Genomic DNA, 15,286 nt, shown 5'->3' with positions numbered 1-15,286 from the left:
TATGTTGCCATGCCCTGTCGGGCGTCTTGTCGTGTCCGTCTTGTGCCTTTGGCTTCCCTGTTCGGCGCTTATGTTCAATATCCGCGTCCAGCACCCGCGTTCGGCGCTTATGTTCAACACTCGCGTTCGGCATCTATGACCAACACCCGTGTGCGATCCTCATGCTTGATCATCATGTTCGACTGTCATGTTCCGCCGTCGGGCCCGTCATGCGGGCCTGGAGACAGCAATCCCGTTGCACAAGTGGTTACGTGCTTTGAAGCCACTCGGCAAGTCGCTAGAATGAGCGCATTCTCAGCGAGGCCGCGTCATCGGTCTCCGTCTGTCGACTGTCGGTGGTGACGCTTATCCGGGTCGTGCAGGCTTTCCGCTCATGTTTCAGATCACCCAAGGAATGCCTCGCTCAATGAGCTATCAGGTATTGGCGCGCAAGTGGCGCCCGCGCAATTTTCACGAACTGATCGGTCAGGAGCATGTCAGCCGTGCGCTGGTCAATGCCCTCGATCAGGGGCGCCTGCACCATGCCTATCTGTTCACCGGGACTCGCGGTGTCGGCAAGACGACGCTGGCGCGCATTCTCGCCAAGTGTCTGAACTGCGAGGAGGGTGTCAGCTCCAGACCCTGCGGCGTGTGTGGCACCTGTCGCGAGATCGACGAGGGGCGCTTCGTCGACCTGATCGAAGTCGACGCCGCCTCGCGGACCAAGGTCGAGGACACGCGTGAGCTTTTGGACAACGTCCAGTACGCCCCGACCCAGGGACGCTACAAGGTGTACCTCATCGATGAGGTGCACATGCTGTCGACCCATAGTTTCAATGCGCTGCTCAAGACGCTGGAAGAGCCGCCGCCCCACGTGAAATTCCTGCTCGCGACCACCGACCCGCAGAAGCTGCCGGTCACCATCCTGTCGCGCTGTCTGCAGTTCACGCTCAAGAACATGCCGCCGGTCCGCGTGGTCGAGCACCTCACCGACATTCTCGGGCGTGAGGAAGTCAGCTTCGAGGAAGACGCGCTGTGGTTGCTCGGCAAGGCCGCCGATGGCTCGATGCGTGACGCCATGAGTCTGACCGACCAGGCGATCGCCTTCGGCCATGGACAGGTGCGGCGCGAAGATGTCGCCGCCATGCTGGGCACCCTGGATCACCGTCATGTGCTGGCGCTGCTGGAATGTCTGGCGGATTTGAACGCCGCGAGTCTGCTGGCGGAGGTCGCGACGCTGGCCGAGCAGGGCCCGGATTACGGCGGTGTGCTGGATGACATGGCCTCCGTCTTCCATCGCCTGGCGATCGCCCAGATGGTGCCGAGCGCGCTGGACAACGGCCATGGTGACCGTGATGCACTGCTGGCGCTGGCCAGCCGCTTCACTGGCGAAGACGTGCAGCTCTATTACCAGATCGCCCTGCAGGGGCGCGCCGACATGGCCAATGCGCCGGATGCCCGCACCGCGCTGGAGATGACGTTGCTGCGCATGCTGGCCTTCCGCCCGCAGGGCGTGCCGCGTCCGGCGCAGACGCCGCTGCCGATGACCGGCCAGCCGGAGGGCGCCGCTCAAGCCCCGGCACCACAGGCGTCCGCGCCGCAGGCTCCGGCTCAACAGGCTCCTGTTCAACAAGCTCCGGCTCAGCAGACTCCTGTTCAAGAAGCACCGGTACAGCAGGCCCCGGCTGCCTCTGTGGCTCCCGCCGCGGCGCAGTCTGCCGCACCGGTGACTGAAGCACGGCCGCCGATGGCCGATGAGCCGCCCCCCTGGGCGACGGAGGACGTTCCCCATGACGCCCGGGATGCCGGCTTTCGCGACCTGACACAAGATGAGCCCCAGACATCGGCCGCGACAGGGTCAGCGCCGGCTGCCGAGCCAGCCCCGGCGATGTCTGCCACGGGTGCGCAAGCGTCGGAGCCGGTGGCTGCGCCCGCACTGGCAGCCGCTGCGCCCAGCTCGGCGATGTCACGCCTGAGCGCCGCCTTTGGTTCGGCGCAACCGGAACCGGAACCGGAACCGGAGCCGAAACCGGAGCCGAAACCGGAGCCGGAACTGGAACCCGCTGAAGCATCAGTACCGGAGCCTGCTGAAACAGCAGCGCCGACGTCTGCTGAATTGTCAGCGCCAGCACAACCAGAGCCTGCTGCGCCGGTCGTGTCTGAGCCGGTCATGCCCAAGCCTGTCGAGGCAGCGGAACCGATGCCGGCAGCGGCTCCCGCGCCGGTTCAGGCATCAGCGCCTGCGCCATCCGATGCGCCGAGTGGTGATGGCCGCTTGAATCACGCGGCGTGGCTGGAGCTATTCCCGGCGCTGGGGCTTGGCGGCATCACACGCAACATCGGTGCGCACTGTCTGGTCGAGCACGATGATGGCACGCACCTCAAGCTGAGGCTGGACCCTGCCCAGTCCGCGATGATGGCGGATGTCCACCGGGAGCGCATTCACAAGGCGCTGGCAGGGCAGGGCGTGGTGCGGGAACTCGAGATCAATGTCGGCCCGCTGCCGGAGGGTCTCGAGACACCTCACAGCCGACGCATTCGACTGCTGGGTGAGCGTCAGCTGCGGGCGGTTGAAGCCTTGCGTGCTGACCCGCATATCCAGTCATTGGAGCAGCAATTGGGCGCGCGCTTGATCGAGGAAAGCGTCAACTCCTTCGAGCCGGACAATTTCTGATCGAGCGTCATCGGTCACCGCGACCGGTGACGCTCCCGGATTCCGGGGGGACGTGCTTGCGGGCATGTGCCCCCACGCCAGCCATGCCAGATGGCGCGGCTGGCAGACAGCATTTATCGTTAGTTCATGTACAACACGTCATTGATGAGGTGAGCCATGTTTGGTGGAAAAGGCGGTATGGGCAACATCATGAAGCAGGCGCAGGAAATGCAGGAGCGCATGCAGAAGGTCCAGGAAGAAGCGGCCAAGGCCGAAGTCCAGGGAGAAGCCGGTGCCGGCATGGTCAAGATCACCATGAACGGGCGCCATGACGTCTCGCGCGTCGAGGTCGACTCGAGCCTGATGGAAGAGGACAAGGAACTGCTGGAAGACCTGCTGGCCGCTGCCGTCAACGACGCGGTGCGCAAGGTCGAGGTCAATTCCAAGAAGCAGATGGAAGAGGCGACTGCGGGTCTCAACCTTCCGGCCGGCTTCAAGATGCCGTTCTGATGGGATTCTCGCCGCTGGTCGATCAGCTGCTGGATGCTCTGCGCGTGCTGCCGGGCGTCGGTCCGCGTACCGCACAGCGCATGGCGCTGCATCTGCTGGAGCGTGATCGCATGGGGGCCGACCGGCTGGTCGGTGTACTCGGCGAGGCGCTGGAGCGTGTCGGCTATTGCGCGCGCTGCCGGACGCTGACGGAAGAAGAGATCTGTCAGCTGTGCCTGAGTCCTCGGCGTGATGAGCGAGTGCTGTGCGTGGTGGAGTCCCCCGCGGACCAGCTTGCCATCGAAGGGGCGGGTGGCTACGTGGGACGTTACTTCGTGCTGCATGGCCACCTGTCACCGCTGGACGGCATCGGGCCTGAGGACATCGGCCTGGATGCGCTGGAAACCCGTGTGCGCGAGAGTCAGATCGAAGAGCTGGTGCTGGCCACCAACCCGACGGTCGAGGGTGAAGCCACCGCGCACTACATCGCCGAGCAGCTTCGCGATGTGGCGCATGGCGGGCAGCCTCTCAAGCTGACACGGCTGGCCTATGGCGTGCCGATGGGTGGCGAGCTGGAATACGTCGATGGTGGTACGCTGAGTCGTGCCTTCAGCGGCCGATTGCCCTTTACCCTCGGCGAGATCTGAACGTGTCGGGTTCGCCCGATCGCGTTTCGCCAGCGGCATGTCCTTGACGCAAAGCGTCCGAAAGGCAACAACAGCAGCACGTCTGCGGGCGTGGTGGTCAGGAACCACCACGCCCGCCGTCGTTTCCGCCCGGTGTCTGGCGAGTGCCCGTCACCCTTCATTTATCGCTTGCCCGGGCAAGCCAGTCACCATGAGATATTCTTGCAGATGAGTGATCAATCCGCCGCCACCGCACTGCTGTCAGAGCTAGACTTCGACGCCATCTGGGTCGAGACCCCCGAAGCGCTGGCCGCTGCCTGTGCCGAACTTGAGGGCGCCGACTGGTTGGCGCTGGATACCGAGTTCATCCGTGAGTCCACCTTCTTCCCGATTCCGGCACTGGTGCAGCTGATGGCGGCCCGCGATGGTGAGCTGCCCGGTGCGGATGGCAAGACGCCGCGCATCTTCCTGATCGACCCCACGGTGGTGCCGGCCAGTGACGCGCTCAAGCGTCTGCTGGGTCCTGAGGGGCCGCTCAAGCTGCTGCATGCCTGCGGCGAGGACATGGAAGTCTTCCTGCGCTGGGCGGGCGTGGCGCCGGCACCGCTGATCGATACCCAGATCGCCGAAGGGCTCACGGGTGGCGAGGCCTCCATGGGCTATCAGCGTCTGGTCGAACGTGTGGCCGGCATCACGGTGCCCAAGGAAGAGACGCGCTCCAACTGGCTCAAGCGTCCGCTGAGTCAGGCGCAGTGTGACTATGCCGCTCTGGACGTGCTGTTCCTGCCGCAGGTCTGGGCACAGCAGCGTGAGGCCCTGAATCAGCTGGGTCGCATGGCCTGGCTGGAAGAGGACTGCAGTGCCCCGGGCAGCAGCGGGGGTGCCACGCCGGACCCGGAGTACTGGAAGCGCCATCGCAGCCTGTGGAAGCTCACGCCGCGTGGGCTGGCCGCCTGGCAGTCCCTGTGCGAGTGGCGTGAGGCCCAGATTCGTCTGCGTGACGTGCCGCGCTCGCGCCTGCTGGCGGATGCCCAGCTGTTCGCCATCTGCGAGCGTCTGCCGGTCAATCGTTTCGAGCTGGCCAAGGTCGAGGGGCTCCACCCGCCGCAGATCAAGCGCATCGGCGACAGCGTGCTGGAAATTCTCAAGGACGTGGCGATGATCGATGACAGCCAGTTGCCGCGCGTGCCGCCGTCGCCGTTGGCGCCGGAATGGAAGGCGCGCATGAAGCGCCTCAAGCGTGAGGTCAACGCGGTCGCCGAGGCCCAGGACCTCAAGCCGGAGATTCTCGGCAAGCGTCGCGACATGGAAGCGCTGGTGATCGCCGACTACGAAGGTGAGCCGCTGCCGTTGCCGGGTGGCTGGCGCGGCGCGCTGCTGGCCGAGCGCCTCGCCAAGGCGTTCCAGCCGGAATGAGTCAAGGATTGCCTCCGGCATGGCCGGGGGCGATGACGTAACCAATGTGAGACGCCGTGCGCTCGTGTCCCGTGCGCACGCTGATGCGCGCATGCGCTGCAAGATGACGTGATGGGTGGTCCCGATGACTGATGACAAGATGATCTGCGAGATCTACAAGAGCGCCCGTAAGGACGAGATGTATCTGTACGTCGAGAAGACGCGAGGTCTCAAGGATGTGCCGGAGTCCCTGCTGGAGATCTTCGGCAGGCCTGCGCCGTTGATGACGCTGTTGATCCGTGCCGACAAGCCGCTGGCGCGTGTGGCCAGTACCACGGTGCTGGAGAAGATCCGGGAGCAGGGCTTCTACCTGCAGATGCCGCCGGTCAAGGAAAATCTCCTCAAGGAGATTGGCGTGACGCCGCCGGAAACGCACTACTGACGACAGCCCGTCGTCAGACGAGACCGACTGGACCGACCCTGCTGCCCGGCAGGGCGAGGAGAGCAAGATGAGTGATGTTCCGCAACCTGACGGCGGAAAACGTGAGCGTTTCTGGGAGCGGCATGCGCTTTCGGAGCTGAACACGGCCGAGTGGGAGGCACTGTGTGATGGCTGTGGCCAATGCTGCCTGCTGAAATTCGAGGATGAAGACAGTGGTGACATCGCGGTACTGGATGTCGCCTGTCGCCTGCTGGATGTGCGCAAGGTCAGCTGCCGTGATTACCCCAATCGCGCCACACGCGTGCCGGGCTGCATCCCGCTGGATGTCGAGACGGTGGGCAAGCTGCGCTGGCTGCCGGAAACCTGTGGCTATCGCCGCCTGAATGAAGGCCGTGAGCTGCCAGAATGGCATCCGCTGCTGACCGGGGATGCCAGAAGCGTCAAGCGTGCCGGTGTCGCGGTGTCACGCTTCGCCGTCTCCGAGGCCTCGGTGCGCCAGCAGGATCTGGAAGACCATATCATTGCGATCATCGACCCGGAGAGCTGAGGCGCTGACGTTTTCGCGTCTCCCTGTCTGCCCGTCTTGATCGTGCAAGCGCAGCTCCTTGAGCTGCGCTTTTTCTTTGCCCGTTTTTCTTTGCCTGTTTTTCCTTGCCTCGTCTGAGGCAGGTGGGGCCTGGTGGTGTCTGCATCAGAGCCGTCGTCTGCATGGCAAGGCATGGGGCCGGCTGGCGCAATGGCTGGTTGTAAATAAATGAACGTTCATTTATTTTGTGTGGATTCTCATCCTGAGCAGATCCAGAGGCAGACAGGCCATGCGCCATCGTGATGAACACAAGCAGCAGGCGCTGCTGGAAGCCACTCTGCATGAGGTGGCCGAGCATGGTTTTGCCGTGACCTCCGTGGCACGCATCGCGCGTGCTGCCGGCATGTCCCCCGGAACGCTCTATCTTTACTATCGCGACAAGGACGACTTGCTGGAGGCCACCTTCAGCGAGGTCAGCCGCCGCATCATCGAGGTGGCGCTTGATGCCTTCGAGGCCGAACCGGACGCGCAGGTATCACGGGTCACATCGCCCGCGATGTCCCCCGCGGCCTGGCAGCTCAAGTCAGCGCTGTGTCGGGTGTGGCACGCCCTGGTGATGCTGGGGCGCCGCCAGCCCGCCTTGTTCCGGTTTCATGATCAGTTTCTTCACTCCTCGCATATGCGGGACGCCCTGAAGGTGGCCAACCAGGAGCGGGCCGCGCCCTTGCTGGAAGCCTTCGCGCAGGGCCAGCGGACCGGCATTCTGAAACAGATCGACATCGCTCTCATCGAGGTGTTCATGTTTCGTTCGATCTACAGCCTGCTGCAGGGCTCGGGCTGTCAGGTGCCGGCCATCAGTGATGCCTGCTTCGACCAGGCCTTCGAGATGGCCTGGGACGCGATAGCGCTTCGTCATCCAGCGCCGTGAGCCATGGCCGTACGCATTGCCGGACAGATGACAGATCTTCGTTTTGTGCTTTTCCATTCCAATGACTCAAGGGCCTGCTGATGAAACTTCGACCTGGTGCCAAGCCACACCTGCGTACTCCCGCCGCCTGGCGCGGAGGCCTTGCTCTGCAGCTGTTTGCCGGTCTGCTGCTGGCCCTCGGGCTTTCGGCCTGCAGCGAGGCCGAGGCGCCGCTGAAGAAGCAGAAGGTGCATCCGGTCAAGTTGCTGTCATTGTCGGATGAGGGGGGCGGTGTCATACAGCGCTATCCCGGCGTGGTCGAGGCCTCCGAGCGTTCCAATCTCTCGTTCCGGATCGGCGGTGAGCTGCGTGAGCTCAACGTGCAGGCCGGCCAGGAGGTCACGCAGGGTGAGCTGATCGCGCAGCTGGATGATCGTGATGCCCGCAGTCAGCTCAACAACGCCCGTTCCAGCTTCAATCTCGCCCAGGCGACCTACAAGCGCATGAAGTACTCGGTGGAGAAGGGCGCCATCAGCCGTGCACGCTTCGATGAGGCGCAGGCGGAATTCCAGTCGGCACAGGCCCAGTACTCCCAGGCGCAGGACCAGCTCAGCTATACCGAGCTGAAAGCCCCCTATGACGGGGTGATCGCCCGAGTGCCGGTGGACAACTATCAGGTGGTCACGGCGCAGGAAACCATCGCGGTGCTCCAGCAGCCCGGTCAGATCGACGTGACCTTCAATCTGCCGGAACGTCAGGTGCGCGCCATCGACCGTGAGCGTGCCATGGCCGGGCGTCAGGAGGATGCAGCGCTGGCCTGGGTACGCTTCGGGCGCGGTGAACAGCGCTATCCGGCGCGCTACAAGGAGCATGACACCAGCGCCAGTGAGGGCTCGCTGAGCTATCAGGTCACCCTGACCCTGCCGGAGCCTCAGGACATCACCGTGCTGTCCGGCATGAGCGCGACGGTCGAGCTGGACATGCAGCAGCTGACGGGGGCCACCGGGGGGCAATGGCGTGTGCCGGTGGAAGCGGTGGTGATGCGCGATGCCGACCCGCAGCAGGCCGTGGTGTGGCGTTATGTGGAAGACGGCTCTGCTGCCACCGAGACGTCTCCGGACGTCGAGGACAAGGACAAGGCAGGGCAGGGGACGGTGGAAGCCGTGCCCGTCGAGGTGCTTCAGGCCACGGGGGAGGGGCTGGTGATCACGGGGGAGTTGAATGCCGGTGATCGTCTGGTGACCGCGGGTGCCAGCCGCATGCAAGCCGGGGAGCCTGTGCGCCCCTGGGTCAAGGAAGCGGGGCTCTGATCCATGGTCGATTACTTCCTGAGACACAAGGTCATCAGCTGGATGGTCACGCTGTTGCTGTCGGTGGGCGGCGTGGTGTCATTCTTCAATCTTGGCCAGCTGGAGTTTCCCGAGTTCACCATCCGCAATGCGGTGGTGATCACCCAATATCCGGGCGCCACCCCCAAGCAGGTGGAGGAGGAGGTCACGCTGCCGCTGGAGAAGGCCATCCAGCAGATTCCCAATCTCAAGCGTGTCAGTTCGGTCAACAGCTCAGGCCTTTCGCAGATCACGCTGGAACTCGAGAGCAGCGTGCGCGCAGGCGAGATGCAGCAGTACTGGGATCTGTTGCGGCGCAAGATCAATGATGCCCAGTCGAGTCTGCCACCCGGCAGCTCCTCCTCGGTGGTCAATGATGACTTCGGGGACGTGTTCGGCCTGCTCTACAACCTGAGTGGCGAGGGCTACTCGGCGCATGATCTCGAGGATCAGGCCGATTTCCTGCAACGCGAACTGACGCTGGTGGAGGGCGTGAAGAAGGTCTCCATCGTCGGCGCGCGCAGCGAGCAGGTGATCGTGGCGCTGGACCGTGATCGCATGCAGGCGCTGAACATCTCGCCGGACCAGCTCTCCAATCTGCTCAATGCCCAGAACGTGGTCGGCAATGCCGGTCGTATCCGTCAGAACGGCCTGTCGCTGGAATTGCAGCCGGGCGGGGAGTTCCAGAGCGTGCAGGATCTGGAGCGTCTCGTGGTCGGTCGCCCCGGCAATGGCGGCCTGATCCGCCTCGGGGATATCGCCTCCGTCAGCCGCGAGTACACCGAATCGCCGTCACGTCTCTATCACACCGATGGCGAGACCGCTCTGTCGCTGGGGATCTCGTTTGCCTCCGGCGTCAATGTGGTGGAGGTCGGCGAGCGAGTCGACCAGCGTCTGGGGGAGCTTGAATCGCGCATGCCGTTGGGCATGGAGCTGACCACCGTCTATCACCAGCCGCAGGTGGTGGATGAGGCGGTCTCCGGCTTCCTGCTCAATCTGGCCGAGGCCGTCGGTATCGTGATCCTGGTGCTGCTGCTGTTCATGGGCGTCAAGAGCGGGGTGCTGATGGGGCTGGTGCTGCTGATCACCATCCTCGGCACCTTCGTGATGATGTCGATCCATGGCATCGAGCTGCAGAAGATCTCGCTGGGCGCGCTGATCATCGCGCTGGGCATGCTGGTGGACAACGCCATCGTGGTCACGGAAGGCATGCTGATCGGCCTCAAGCGTGGCAAGACCAAGCGTCAGGCTGCCTTCGAGGTGGTCAACCAGAATCGCCTGCCGCTGCTGGGGGCCACGGTGATCGCGATCACCGCCTTCGCGCCCATCGGTCTGTCGCCGGATGCGACCGGGGAATTCGTCGGCTCGCTGTTCTGGGTGCTGTGTTACTCGTTGCTGTTGAGCTGGATCACCGCCCTGACGCTGACCCCGTTCTTCTTCGACATGTTCTTCCGCGAAGCGCGTGAGACATCGGGCAACGACAAGGACGGCGCCGAGCATGAAGACCCTTACCGGGGCGTGATCTTCCGTGGCTTCCGTACCCTGCTGGGCTGGGCGATCCGTCTGCGCTGGCTGACCCTGGGCGGGGCGCTGGCACTGCTGGTCGTGGCCGTGATGAGCTTTGGCCAGATCAAGAATGCCTTCTTCCCGGATGCCTCGACACCGCTGTTCTTCGTCGATGTCTGGATGCCGGAAGGCACCGATGTGCTGGAGACCGAACGGCATGTCTCGCGTCTGGAGCAGCAGGTGCTGAAGATGGAGCGCGTCAACCATGTCACCAGCGTGACCGGGGGCGGTGCCCAGCGCTTCACCCTGACCTATTCGCCGGAAGACAGCTACGCGAGCTTCGGTCAGCTGATCGTCGAGACCGAGGACCGCGACAGCCGCGAAGCGCGCATGGAGGAGGTGATACGCCTGTTGCGCGCCGAGTATCCGCAGGTGGAATACAAGGTGCAGGCCTTGCAGGTCGGCCCGTCCGCCAAGGCCAGTCTCGAGGCGCGCCTCTACGGCGAGGACCCGGCGGTACTGCGCCAGCTGGCCGCCGAAGTGCGTGACGTCTTCGAGCAGGAGCCGCTGGCAGACAGTATTCGCCTGTCGTGGCGCAACCGCGTCAATCGCATCGAGCCCGAGTTCCTGGATGATCAGGCGCGGCGTGTCGGCGTGACGCGGGATGCATTGCATGAGGCATTGCTGATCAACAGTGATGGCGAGAGCGTCGGCGTCTATCGCGAGGGCTCCGAACTGATCCCGATCCTGCTGCGCGGTGAGGAGCGTCAGCGCTTTGATCTCGACACCCTGGCCAGTCTCAACGTCTGGAGCGACGAACAGGAAACCTATGTGCCGGCGGGAGCGGTGATGGGCCCGCTCAAGGCCGAACTGCGTGATCCCCTGATCAAGCGGCGCAATCGCGAGCGCATGCTGGCGGTCTATGCGGAGCCGATGCCACTGTCCGGCGAGACGGCCGCCAGTGTATTGAGTCGCATACGACCCAAGGTCGAGGCCATCGAGCTGCCGGAGGGATATCATCTGGAGTGGGGCGGTGAATACGAGACGTCCACCGATGCGCAGAAGGCGCTGTTCTCCTCGCTGCCGATGGGGCTGTTGGGGATGTTCGTGATCACGGTGCTGCTGTTCTCCAACCTGCGCCAGGCGCTGGCCATCTGGTCCATCGTGCCGCTGACGCTGATCGGTATCGTCAGCGGGTTGATCGTGTTCGGGGCGCCATTCACCTTCATGGCACTGCTGGGCACCCTGAGCCTGGTCGGCATGGTGCTCAAGAACGCCATCGTGCTGGTGGAGGAGATCAACGTGCAGCTGACCGAACAGGAGGACCGCTTCCAGGCGGTGATGCTGGCGGCGGTCAGCCGCGTGCGGCCGGTCTCGATGGCGGCGATCACGACCATGCTGGGCATGATTCCGCTGTTCTCGGATGCCTTCTTCTCGAGCATGGCGGTGGCGATCGTCTTCGGTCTGGGCGTCGCGACGCTGCTGACGCTGGTCGTGCTGCCGGTGGCCTACTGTGCACTGTTCCGTATTCCGGCAGGCAAGCACGAGGCGGCGTAGTCACGTCCCCCATGGCCATCCTCCCGGGAGGGTGCCATGCCGTGATGCCAACCACTGATGCCAAGCACTGATGCCAAGCACTGATGGCAAGCACTGATGGCAAGAGCTGAGGCATGCCGTGCGCCCGATGACAGCGCCTGTCGTCGGGCGCACTGCCGTTGGCGAGTCAGCGGTGTTCTCACGCGTCATCGCGATGCAGTCGATCCCGCATGGGGGCATCGCCAACAGCGCCTTTCCGTTACACTATGCGCCGCCAGTGGTGTGTTTAGGGTCCGCTGCTGGCCCGTCGTCATCAAAACCTGTCGAGTCGTGAGGTGTGCCTTGGTCGAACCCCTGAGTGCCTGGTGGGGGCAGCAGCTGGTGTTGTGCGGTTGGCGTTTCAGTGCGACACCCGAAGCGGTATGGACATCCGAGGAGGCGCGTGCGCGCCTCAAGGCGCTGGAAGTGCCGGATGCCGGCGAGCTGGGCTGGCGCTTGCTGGAAGCGTTCCCCAGTGACATGCCCGACTCGCTGCGTCAGCTGGAAGCGCTGGAGCTGCTGGCGTTGGCGCGGACGGCTGGCTGGCTGTCCGAGGCGCGCACGCGTGCCTGGCTGGTGCGACTGCTCATGGCCATCGCATCACGTTTCACCTCGCTGGATGACTGGCTCAAGGCGCTGGCGCATTCGCGCAGCGATGCTGGCTGGACACGCGGCGATGACGGCTTCTTCGAGGCCAGTCTCGCGCTGTCCCGGCTGGAGCAGGAAGAGGCGGGCGTCACCTGGCCGCGTCTGCTGGAGGCGCTGGAAGGCCGTCAGCCGGTACCCGCCACCGAGCTGTGGCCGCAGGGTGAGCGTGACCGGGTGTGGATGGCGCGCGCCATCTTTGCGCCCTGGGTCGGCGGGACGACACTGACGTCGACGGATGACGGCCTCTGCGAGGCGAGTGACAGCGGTTTCGATGCGCAGGGTCACTGGCCCGACGTGCAACGCTGGCTGCGTGATACCTGGGCGATCCGCACTCGTGACGAATTGATCCGTCTGCTGTTGTGGCTGGCCTCGCAAGGGCATCGCTATGGCTGGGACATCGACAGCGCGCGCATGCTGTCGGCCAGTCAGGATGAGCGTGACAAGTGGCTCGACGAGCTGGAGTCTGACGCCGCCTCCGAGGAAGCCGAGCGCAAGGCTCAGGGGCTCGCCGGCACCCCGGCACATGCGGCGGCCAGTGCGGAGCTGGCGGCCGCTGCGGGTCTCGAACAGGGCCCGTCGCCCGTGGCCTACGGGGAGCTGCTGCTCCAGTATCTGGATCGTGGTGAGCCACTGGAATTCGCCGCCTGGGACTGGCTGCGGCTGGTGGATCTGGCCTTTGCCGGTCTGTGTGCCGGCTGGTTGAGTCGTGAGGAGGGCGAGGACTTCGCCGCGCATGGTATCGACCTGCTGGTGCGTCGCTACGCGGATTGGCAGGGCGTGGCGCGCGCTTATCAACGCGGACGCAGCCTGTTCGAGGGGGCGGATCTCACCGGCTCCACCGACAGTGACTGGCGGCCATTGATGGCCTCACCGGTGACGCCGCTGCGCTGCGAGCTGCACGCGTTGCTGCCGGAGGCCATCCGGGATCGCTCACGCACCGCCATGCGTCAATGGCGCAGTGACAGCCGCCACTGGGTGCTGGCCATTGCCAGCATTCGAGAGCCGGACCTGCTCTATCGTCAGGGGCTGCCTGCGGATGTGGCGGACGCGCGGCGTGAAGAGGCGCGTCAGTACCTCAACGAGACGCTGGCCCTGGATACCCGCGATGGCGTGGCCGGCATGGCGCGTTTCTGGCTGCCGGCGCAGGCCCATCACCTCAATCAGCTGGCGGCCGATGCCGCACGGGGTGGGCTGCCTGATCCTCAGACGCCTTTCGGTCGCGCCGATAGCGCCGAGCTGGAACGGCGACAGCGGCTGGCAGTCTGTCATCGTCATCCTGCCAGCATCGTGATGGCGGAGAAGTACGCGTTCTATCTGCTGATGGTGCAGGACAGCCGCGATTTCGATGCCGGTGAGCTGGCGCAGTGTGCCGAGCGCCTGCGCAGCGCACTGTGCCGCTTCTATCCGGACGCCGTCCGGCTGCTGGAGGCCTGGGCGGTATGGGAATCCGCGGTCCCGGAACTTGAGGACCACCCGCTGGTCAACGAGATCCGCTGGCATCTCGAGGACCCCGGCAGCCTGTTCCACTGGCTCGACTGGCGCGCCAGTGACTGGCAGGAGCCCGGCGAGCGCCCCAGTCTGGATCGTTTCACGGCGCTGGCACTCAGTGGCCCGCTCAATTCGCCGTGCTGGGGCGAGCCGATGGTCGAGCATGGCCGGGGAGTCGAGGAACTGACCGGCTGGCTGGAAGGTCATTATGGTCTGGCCAACGCCGAGATGCTGATCGGATTCCTCGATTTCCTGCGTGATGCCGGGGATCGGGACGAATATCAGATCAATTACGGCCCCTATACCCTCAATCGTGCGCGTCTGGACAACGAGATCGATGTGCTCGAGAGCGGTGAACGCGGCGAGGATGAGCAGGTGCACCTCGATCGCCTGCGCCGTGTGCGTGACAACGAGGCCCGCTGCAATGAGCTGGACATGGCAGCCTGGGACATCGCGCAGCTGGTGGATCTGGCGATTGCCGGCCGTCAGCTGGGATGGCTGGATGCGGCCACCTTCACGGCCTATCTGGACAGCGCCCATGCGATGGCGCGAGCACACTACGGCAGCTGGAAGGAATATGCGCGCGGGCTGTTCGCCGGCTATGCCTTCTTCATGGGCGATACCGATCAGCGTGACAGCTTCCTGCGCGGCTTCCGTGATGTATTGATCCAGTGGCTGACGGCGGCGCCGCCATTGGCCGGACCCTGGGCCAGTCTGGATTTCCCGGGCGCGCGTCCGGGGCATTGGCCGGCGCTGCATCTGGATACCCTGAGCGGTGATGCTCGTCTGCTGCATTGAGTATTTTCTGATGCTTTAGTCTATCTTGTGAGGCGATGGCATACGGATTGCGGCAATATGCACTACCCTGCTGCGAACGGCATTCAATTGCGTCACAGGTCTCAGGGCATGCCGTTGATCCTGTTGATTCACGTTTCAGGCATGCAGGCATCTCGTGATGACGGGATTCCTGCCGGCTTTCTGTCTTGTCATGCATCACCTGTTATCGCCGTCCGCAAGTGCTGATCACGTTTTGTCTCATGGCACCGGGCCCACGACGAGGAATGTTGGATGCGTCACACGTTATTGTGTTGTCTTTTACTGTTGCCGCTAGGTGTGGCGGGGTGTGCCAGCCATTCACAGCCTCCGAGTGACATGGCCTATTACGATGTCGATCTGCCGGAATTGCCCAAGCTCAAGCGTTACCGTCAGCAGGCCGGCCAACCGCAGGGCCCGGCAGAGCCGCAGCTGGCATCGGGTCCCAGTATCCGGGAAGTGTTGCTGGAAGAGCATGATCGCTGGGCGGGAACGCCCTATCGCCTGGGCGGCACCAACTCACGGGGCATCGATTGTTCCGCGCTGATGCAGCATGTGTTCAGTGACGGTTTCGGGATCGAACTGCCACGTACCACCCGTGATCAGGTCAAGCGGGGCAAGCGTATCGACAAGTCGCAGTTGAAGCCGGGGGATCTGGTGTTCTTCCGCCCGTCACGTCGTTACAACCATGTGGGCGTGTATGTGGGCAACGGCTATTTCCTGCATGCCTCCACGTCACGTGGCGTGAAGCTGTCGCGGCTGGACAATGTCTACTGGTCGCAGCACTACTGGCAGTCGCGGCGGCCCATGCCCCACGAGGCCATGCAGATGAAACTGGCCATGCGCAGTCAATGATGACACTCGCATGATGGACAACACCCGGCCCTGGCCGGGTGTTGTCGTTTTCGGCC

The 15,286-nt window shown here is 64.1% G+C and carries 11 protein-coding genes; all 11 read left to right on the top strand.

The features are described from left to right. Positions 1 to 406: 406 nt before the first annotated feature. The 11 genes from dnaX to PJK54_RS13410 all read left to right on the top strand — a co-directional run bounded on the left by dnaX (position 407) and on the right by PJK54_RS13410 (position 15,230). Complete coding sequence (gene dnaX / locus PJK54_RS13460) at positions 407 to 2,653, top strand: DNA polymerase III subunit gamma/tau (protein ID WP_271303148.1); 2,247 nt, start codon at positions 407 to 409, stop codon at positions 2,651 to 2,653. A 156-nt stretch (positions 2,654 to 2,809) separates the two neighbouring features. After that, the gene (locus PJK54_RS13455) at positions 2,810 to 3,142 is read left to right on the top strand and encodes a YbaB/EbfC family nucleoid-associated protein (protein WP_271303147.1); all 333 of its coding nucleotides are present in this window, start codon (positions 2,810 to 2,812) and stop codon (positions 3,140 to 3,142) included. Continuing rightward, on the top strand, positions 3,142 to 3,768 hold the full coding sequence (gene recR / locus PJK54_RS13450; protein ID WP_077375437.1) for a recombination mediator RecR: 627 nt from the start codon (positions 3,142 to 3,144) through the stop codon (positions 3,766 to 3,768). The genes PJK54_RS13455 and recR overlap by 1 nt, the downstream gene beginning before the upstream one ends. A 207-nt stretch (positions 3,769 to 3,975) precedes the next feature. Further along, a complete protein-coding gene (gene rnd, locus PJK54_RS13445) occupies positions 3,976 to 5,163 on the top strand; it encodes a ribonuclease D (RefSeq protein ID WP_084207963.1) in 1,188 nt (395 codons plus the stop codon). Between the two features lie 124 nt (positions 5,164 to 5,287). Next, positions 5,288 to 5,584: a YcgL domain-containing protein gene (locus PJK54_RS13440; RefSeq protein ID WP_077375431.1), complete on the top strand. Its 297-nt coding sequence runs from the start codon at positions 5,288 to 5,290 to the stop codon at positions 5,582 to 5,584. A 67-nt stretch (positions 5,585 to 5,651) separates the two neighbouring features. Next, positions 5,652 to 6,131, top strand: a complete 480-nt coding sequence (locus PJK54_RS13435; protein WP_077375429.1) for a YcgN family cysteine cluster protein — start codon at positions 5,652 to 5,654, stop codon at positions 6,129 to 6,131. Positions 6,132 to 6,399: 268 nt separating this feature from the next. Beyond that, complete coding sequence (locus PJK54_RS13430; protein ID WP_077375426.1) at positions 6,400 to 7,038, top strand: TetR/AcrR family transcriptional regulator; 639 nt, start codon at positions 6,400 to 6,402, stop codon at positions 7,036 to 7,038. An 80-nt stretch (positions 7,039 to 7,118) separates the two neighbouring features. Then, positions 7,119 to 8,327: an efflux RND transporter periplasmic adaptor subunit gene (locus tag PJK54_RS13425; protein ID WP_077375422.1), complete on the top strand. Its 1,209-nt coding sequence runs from the start codon at positions 7,119 to 7,121 to the stop codon at positions 8,325 to 8,327. A gap of 3 nt (positions 8,328 to 8,330) precedes the next feature. Beyond that, the gene (locus tag PJK54_RS13420; RefSeq protein WP_084207966.1) at positions 8,331 to 11,408 is read left to right on the top strand and encodes an efflux RND transporter permease subunit; all 3,078 of its coding nucleotides are present in this window, start codon (positions 8,331 to 8,333) and stop codon (positions 11,406 to 11,408) included. Between the two features lie 321 nt (positions 11,409 to 11,729). Beyond that, positions 11,730 to 14,360, top strand: a complete 2,631-nt coding sequence (locus PJK54_RS13415) for a DUF1266 domain-containing protein (protein WP_271303146.1) — start codon at positions 11,730 to 11,732, stop codon at positions 14,358 to 14,360. Positions 14,361 to 14,714: 354 nt separating this feature from the next. Next, positions 14,715 to 15,230, top strand: coding sequence for a C40 family peptidase (locus PJK54_RS13410; RefSeq protein ID WP_205632728.1), 516 nt, complete (start codon positions 14,715 to 14,717; stop codon positions 15,228 to 15,230). Positions 15,231 to 15,286 lie beyond the last annotated feature (56 nt).

The sequence above is a fragment of the Cobetia sp. MMG027 genome, assembly GCF_027947415.1.
GTDB classification, from domain to species: domain Bacteria; phylum Pseudomonadota; class Gammaproteobacteria; order Pseudomonadales; family Halomonadaceae; genus Cobetia; species Cobetia marina.
Note: the sequence above shows the minus strand (reverse complement) of the source record. Positions and strands in the feature narration are given on the sequence as shown.

Coding starts and splice junctions, on each gene's coding strand:
- dnaX (WP_271303148.1), top strand. CDS start 407: ATGAGCTATCAGGTATTGGCGCGCAAGTGGCGCCCGCGCAATTTTCAC.
- PJK54_RS13455 (WP_271303147.1), top strand. CDS start 2,810: ATGTTTGGTGGAAAAGGCGGTATGGGCAACATCATGAAGCAGGCGCAG.
- recR (WP_077375437.1), top strand. CDS start 3,142: ATGGGATTCTCGCCGCTGGTCGATCAGCTGCTGGATGCTCTGCGCGTG.
- rnd (WP_084207963.1), top strand. CDS start 3,976: ATGAGTGATCAATCCGCCGCCACCGCACTGCTGTCAGAGCTAGACTTC.
- PJK54_RS13440 (WP_077375431.1), top strand. CDS start 5,288: ATGACTGATGACAAGATGATCTGCGAGATCTACAAGAGCGCCCGTAAG.
- PJK54_RS13435 (WP_077375429.1), top strand. CDS start 5,652: ATGAGTGATGTTCCGCAACCTGACGGCGGAAAACGTGAGCGTTTCTGG.
- PJK54_RS13430 (WP_077375426.1), top strand. CDS start 6,400: ATGCGCCATCGTGATGAACACAAGCAGCAGGCGCTGCTGGAAGCCACT.
- PJK54_RS13425 (WP_077375422.1), top strand. CDS start 7,119: ATGAAACTTCGACCTGGTGCCAAGCCACACCTGCGTACTCCCGCCGCC.
- PJK54_RS13420 (WP_084207966.1), top strand. CDS start 8,331: ATGGTCGATTACTTCCTGAGACACAAGGTCATCAGCTGGATGGTCACG.
- PJK54_RS13410 (WP_205632728.1), top strand. CDS start 14,715: ATGGCCTATTACGATGTCGATCTGCCGGAATTGCCCAAGCTCAAGCGT.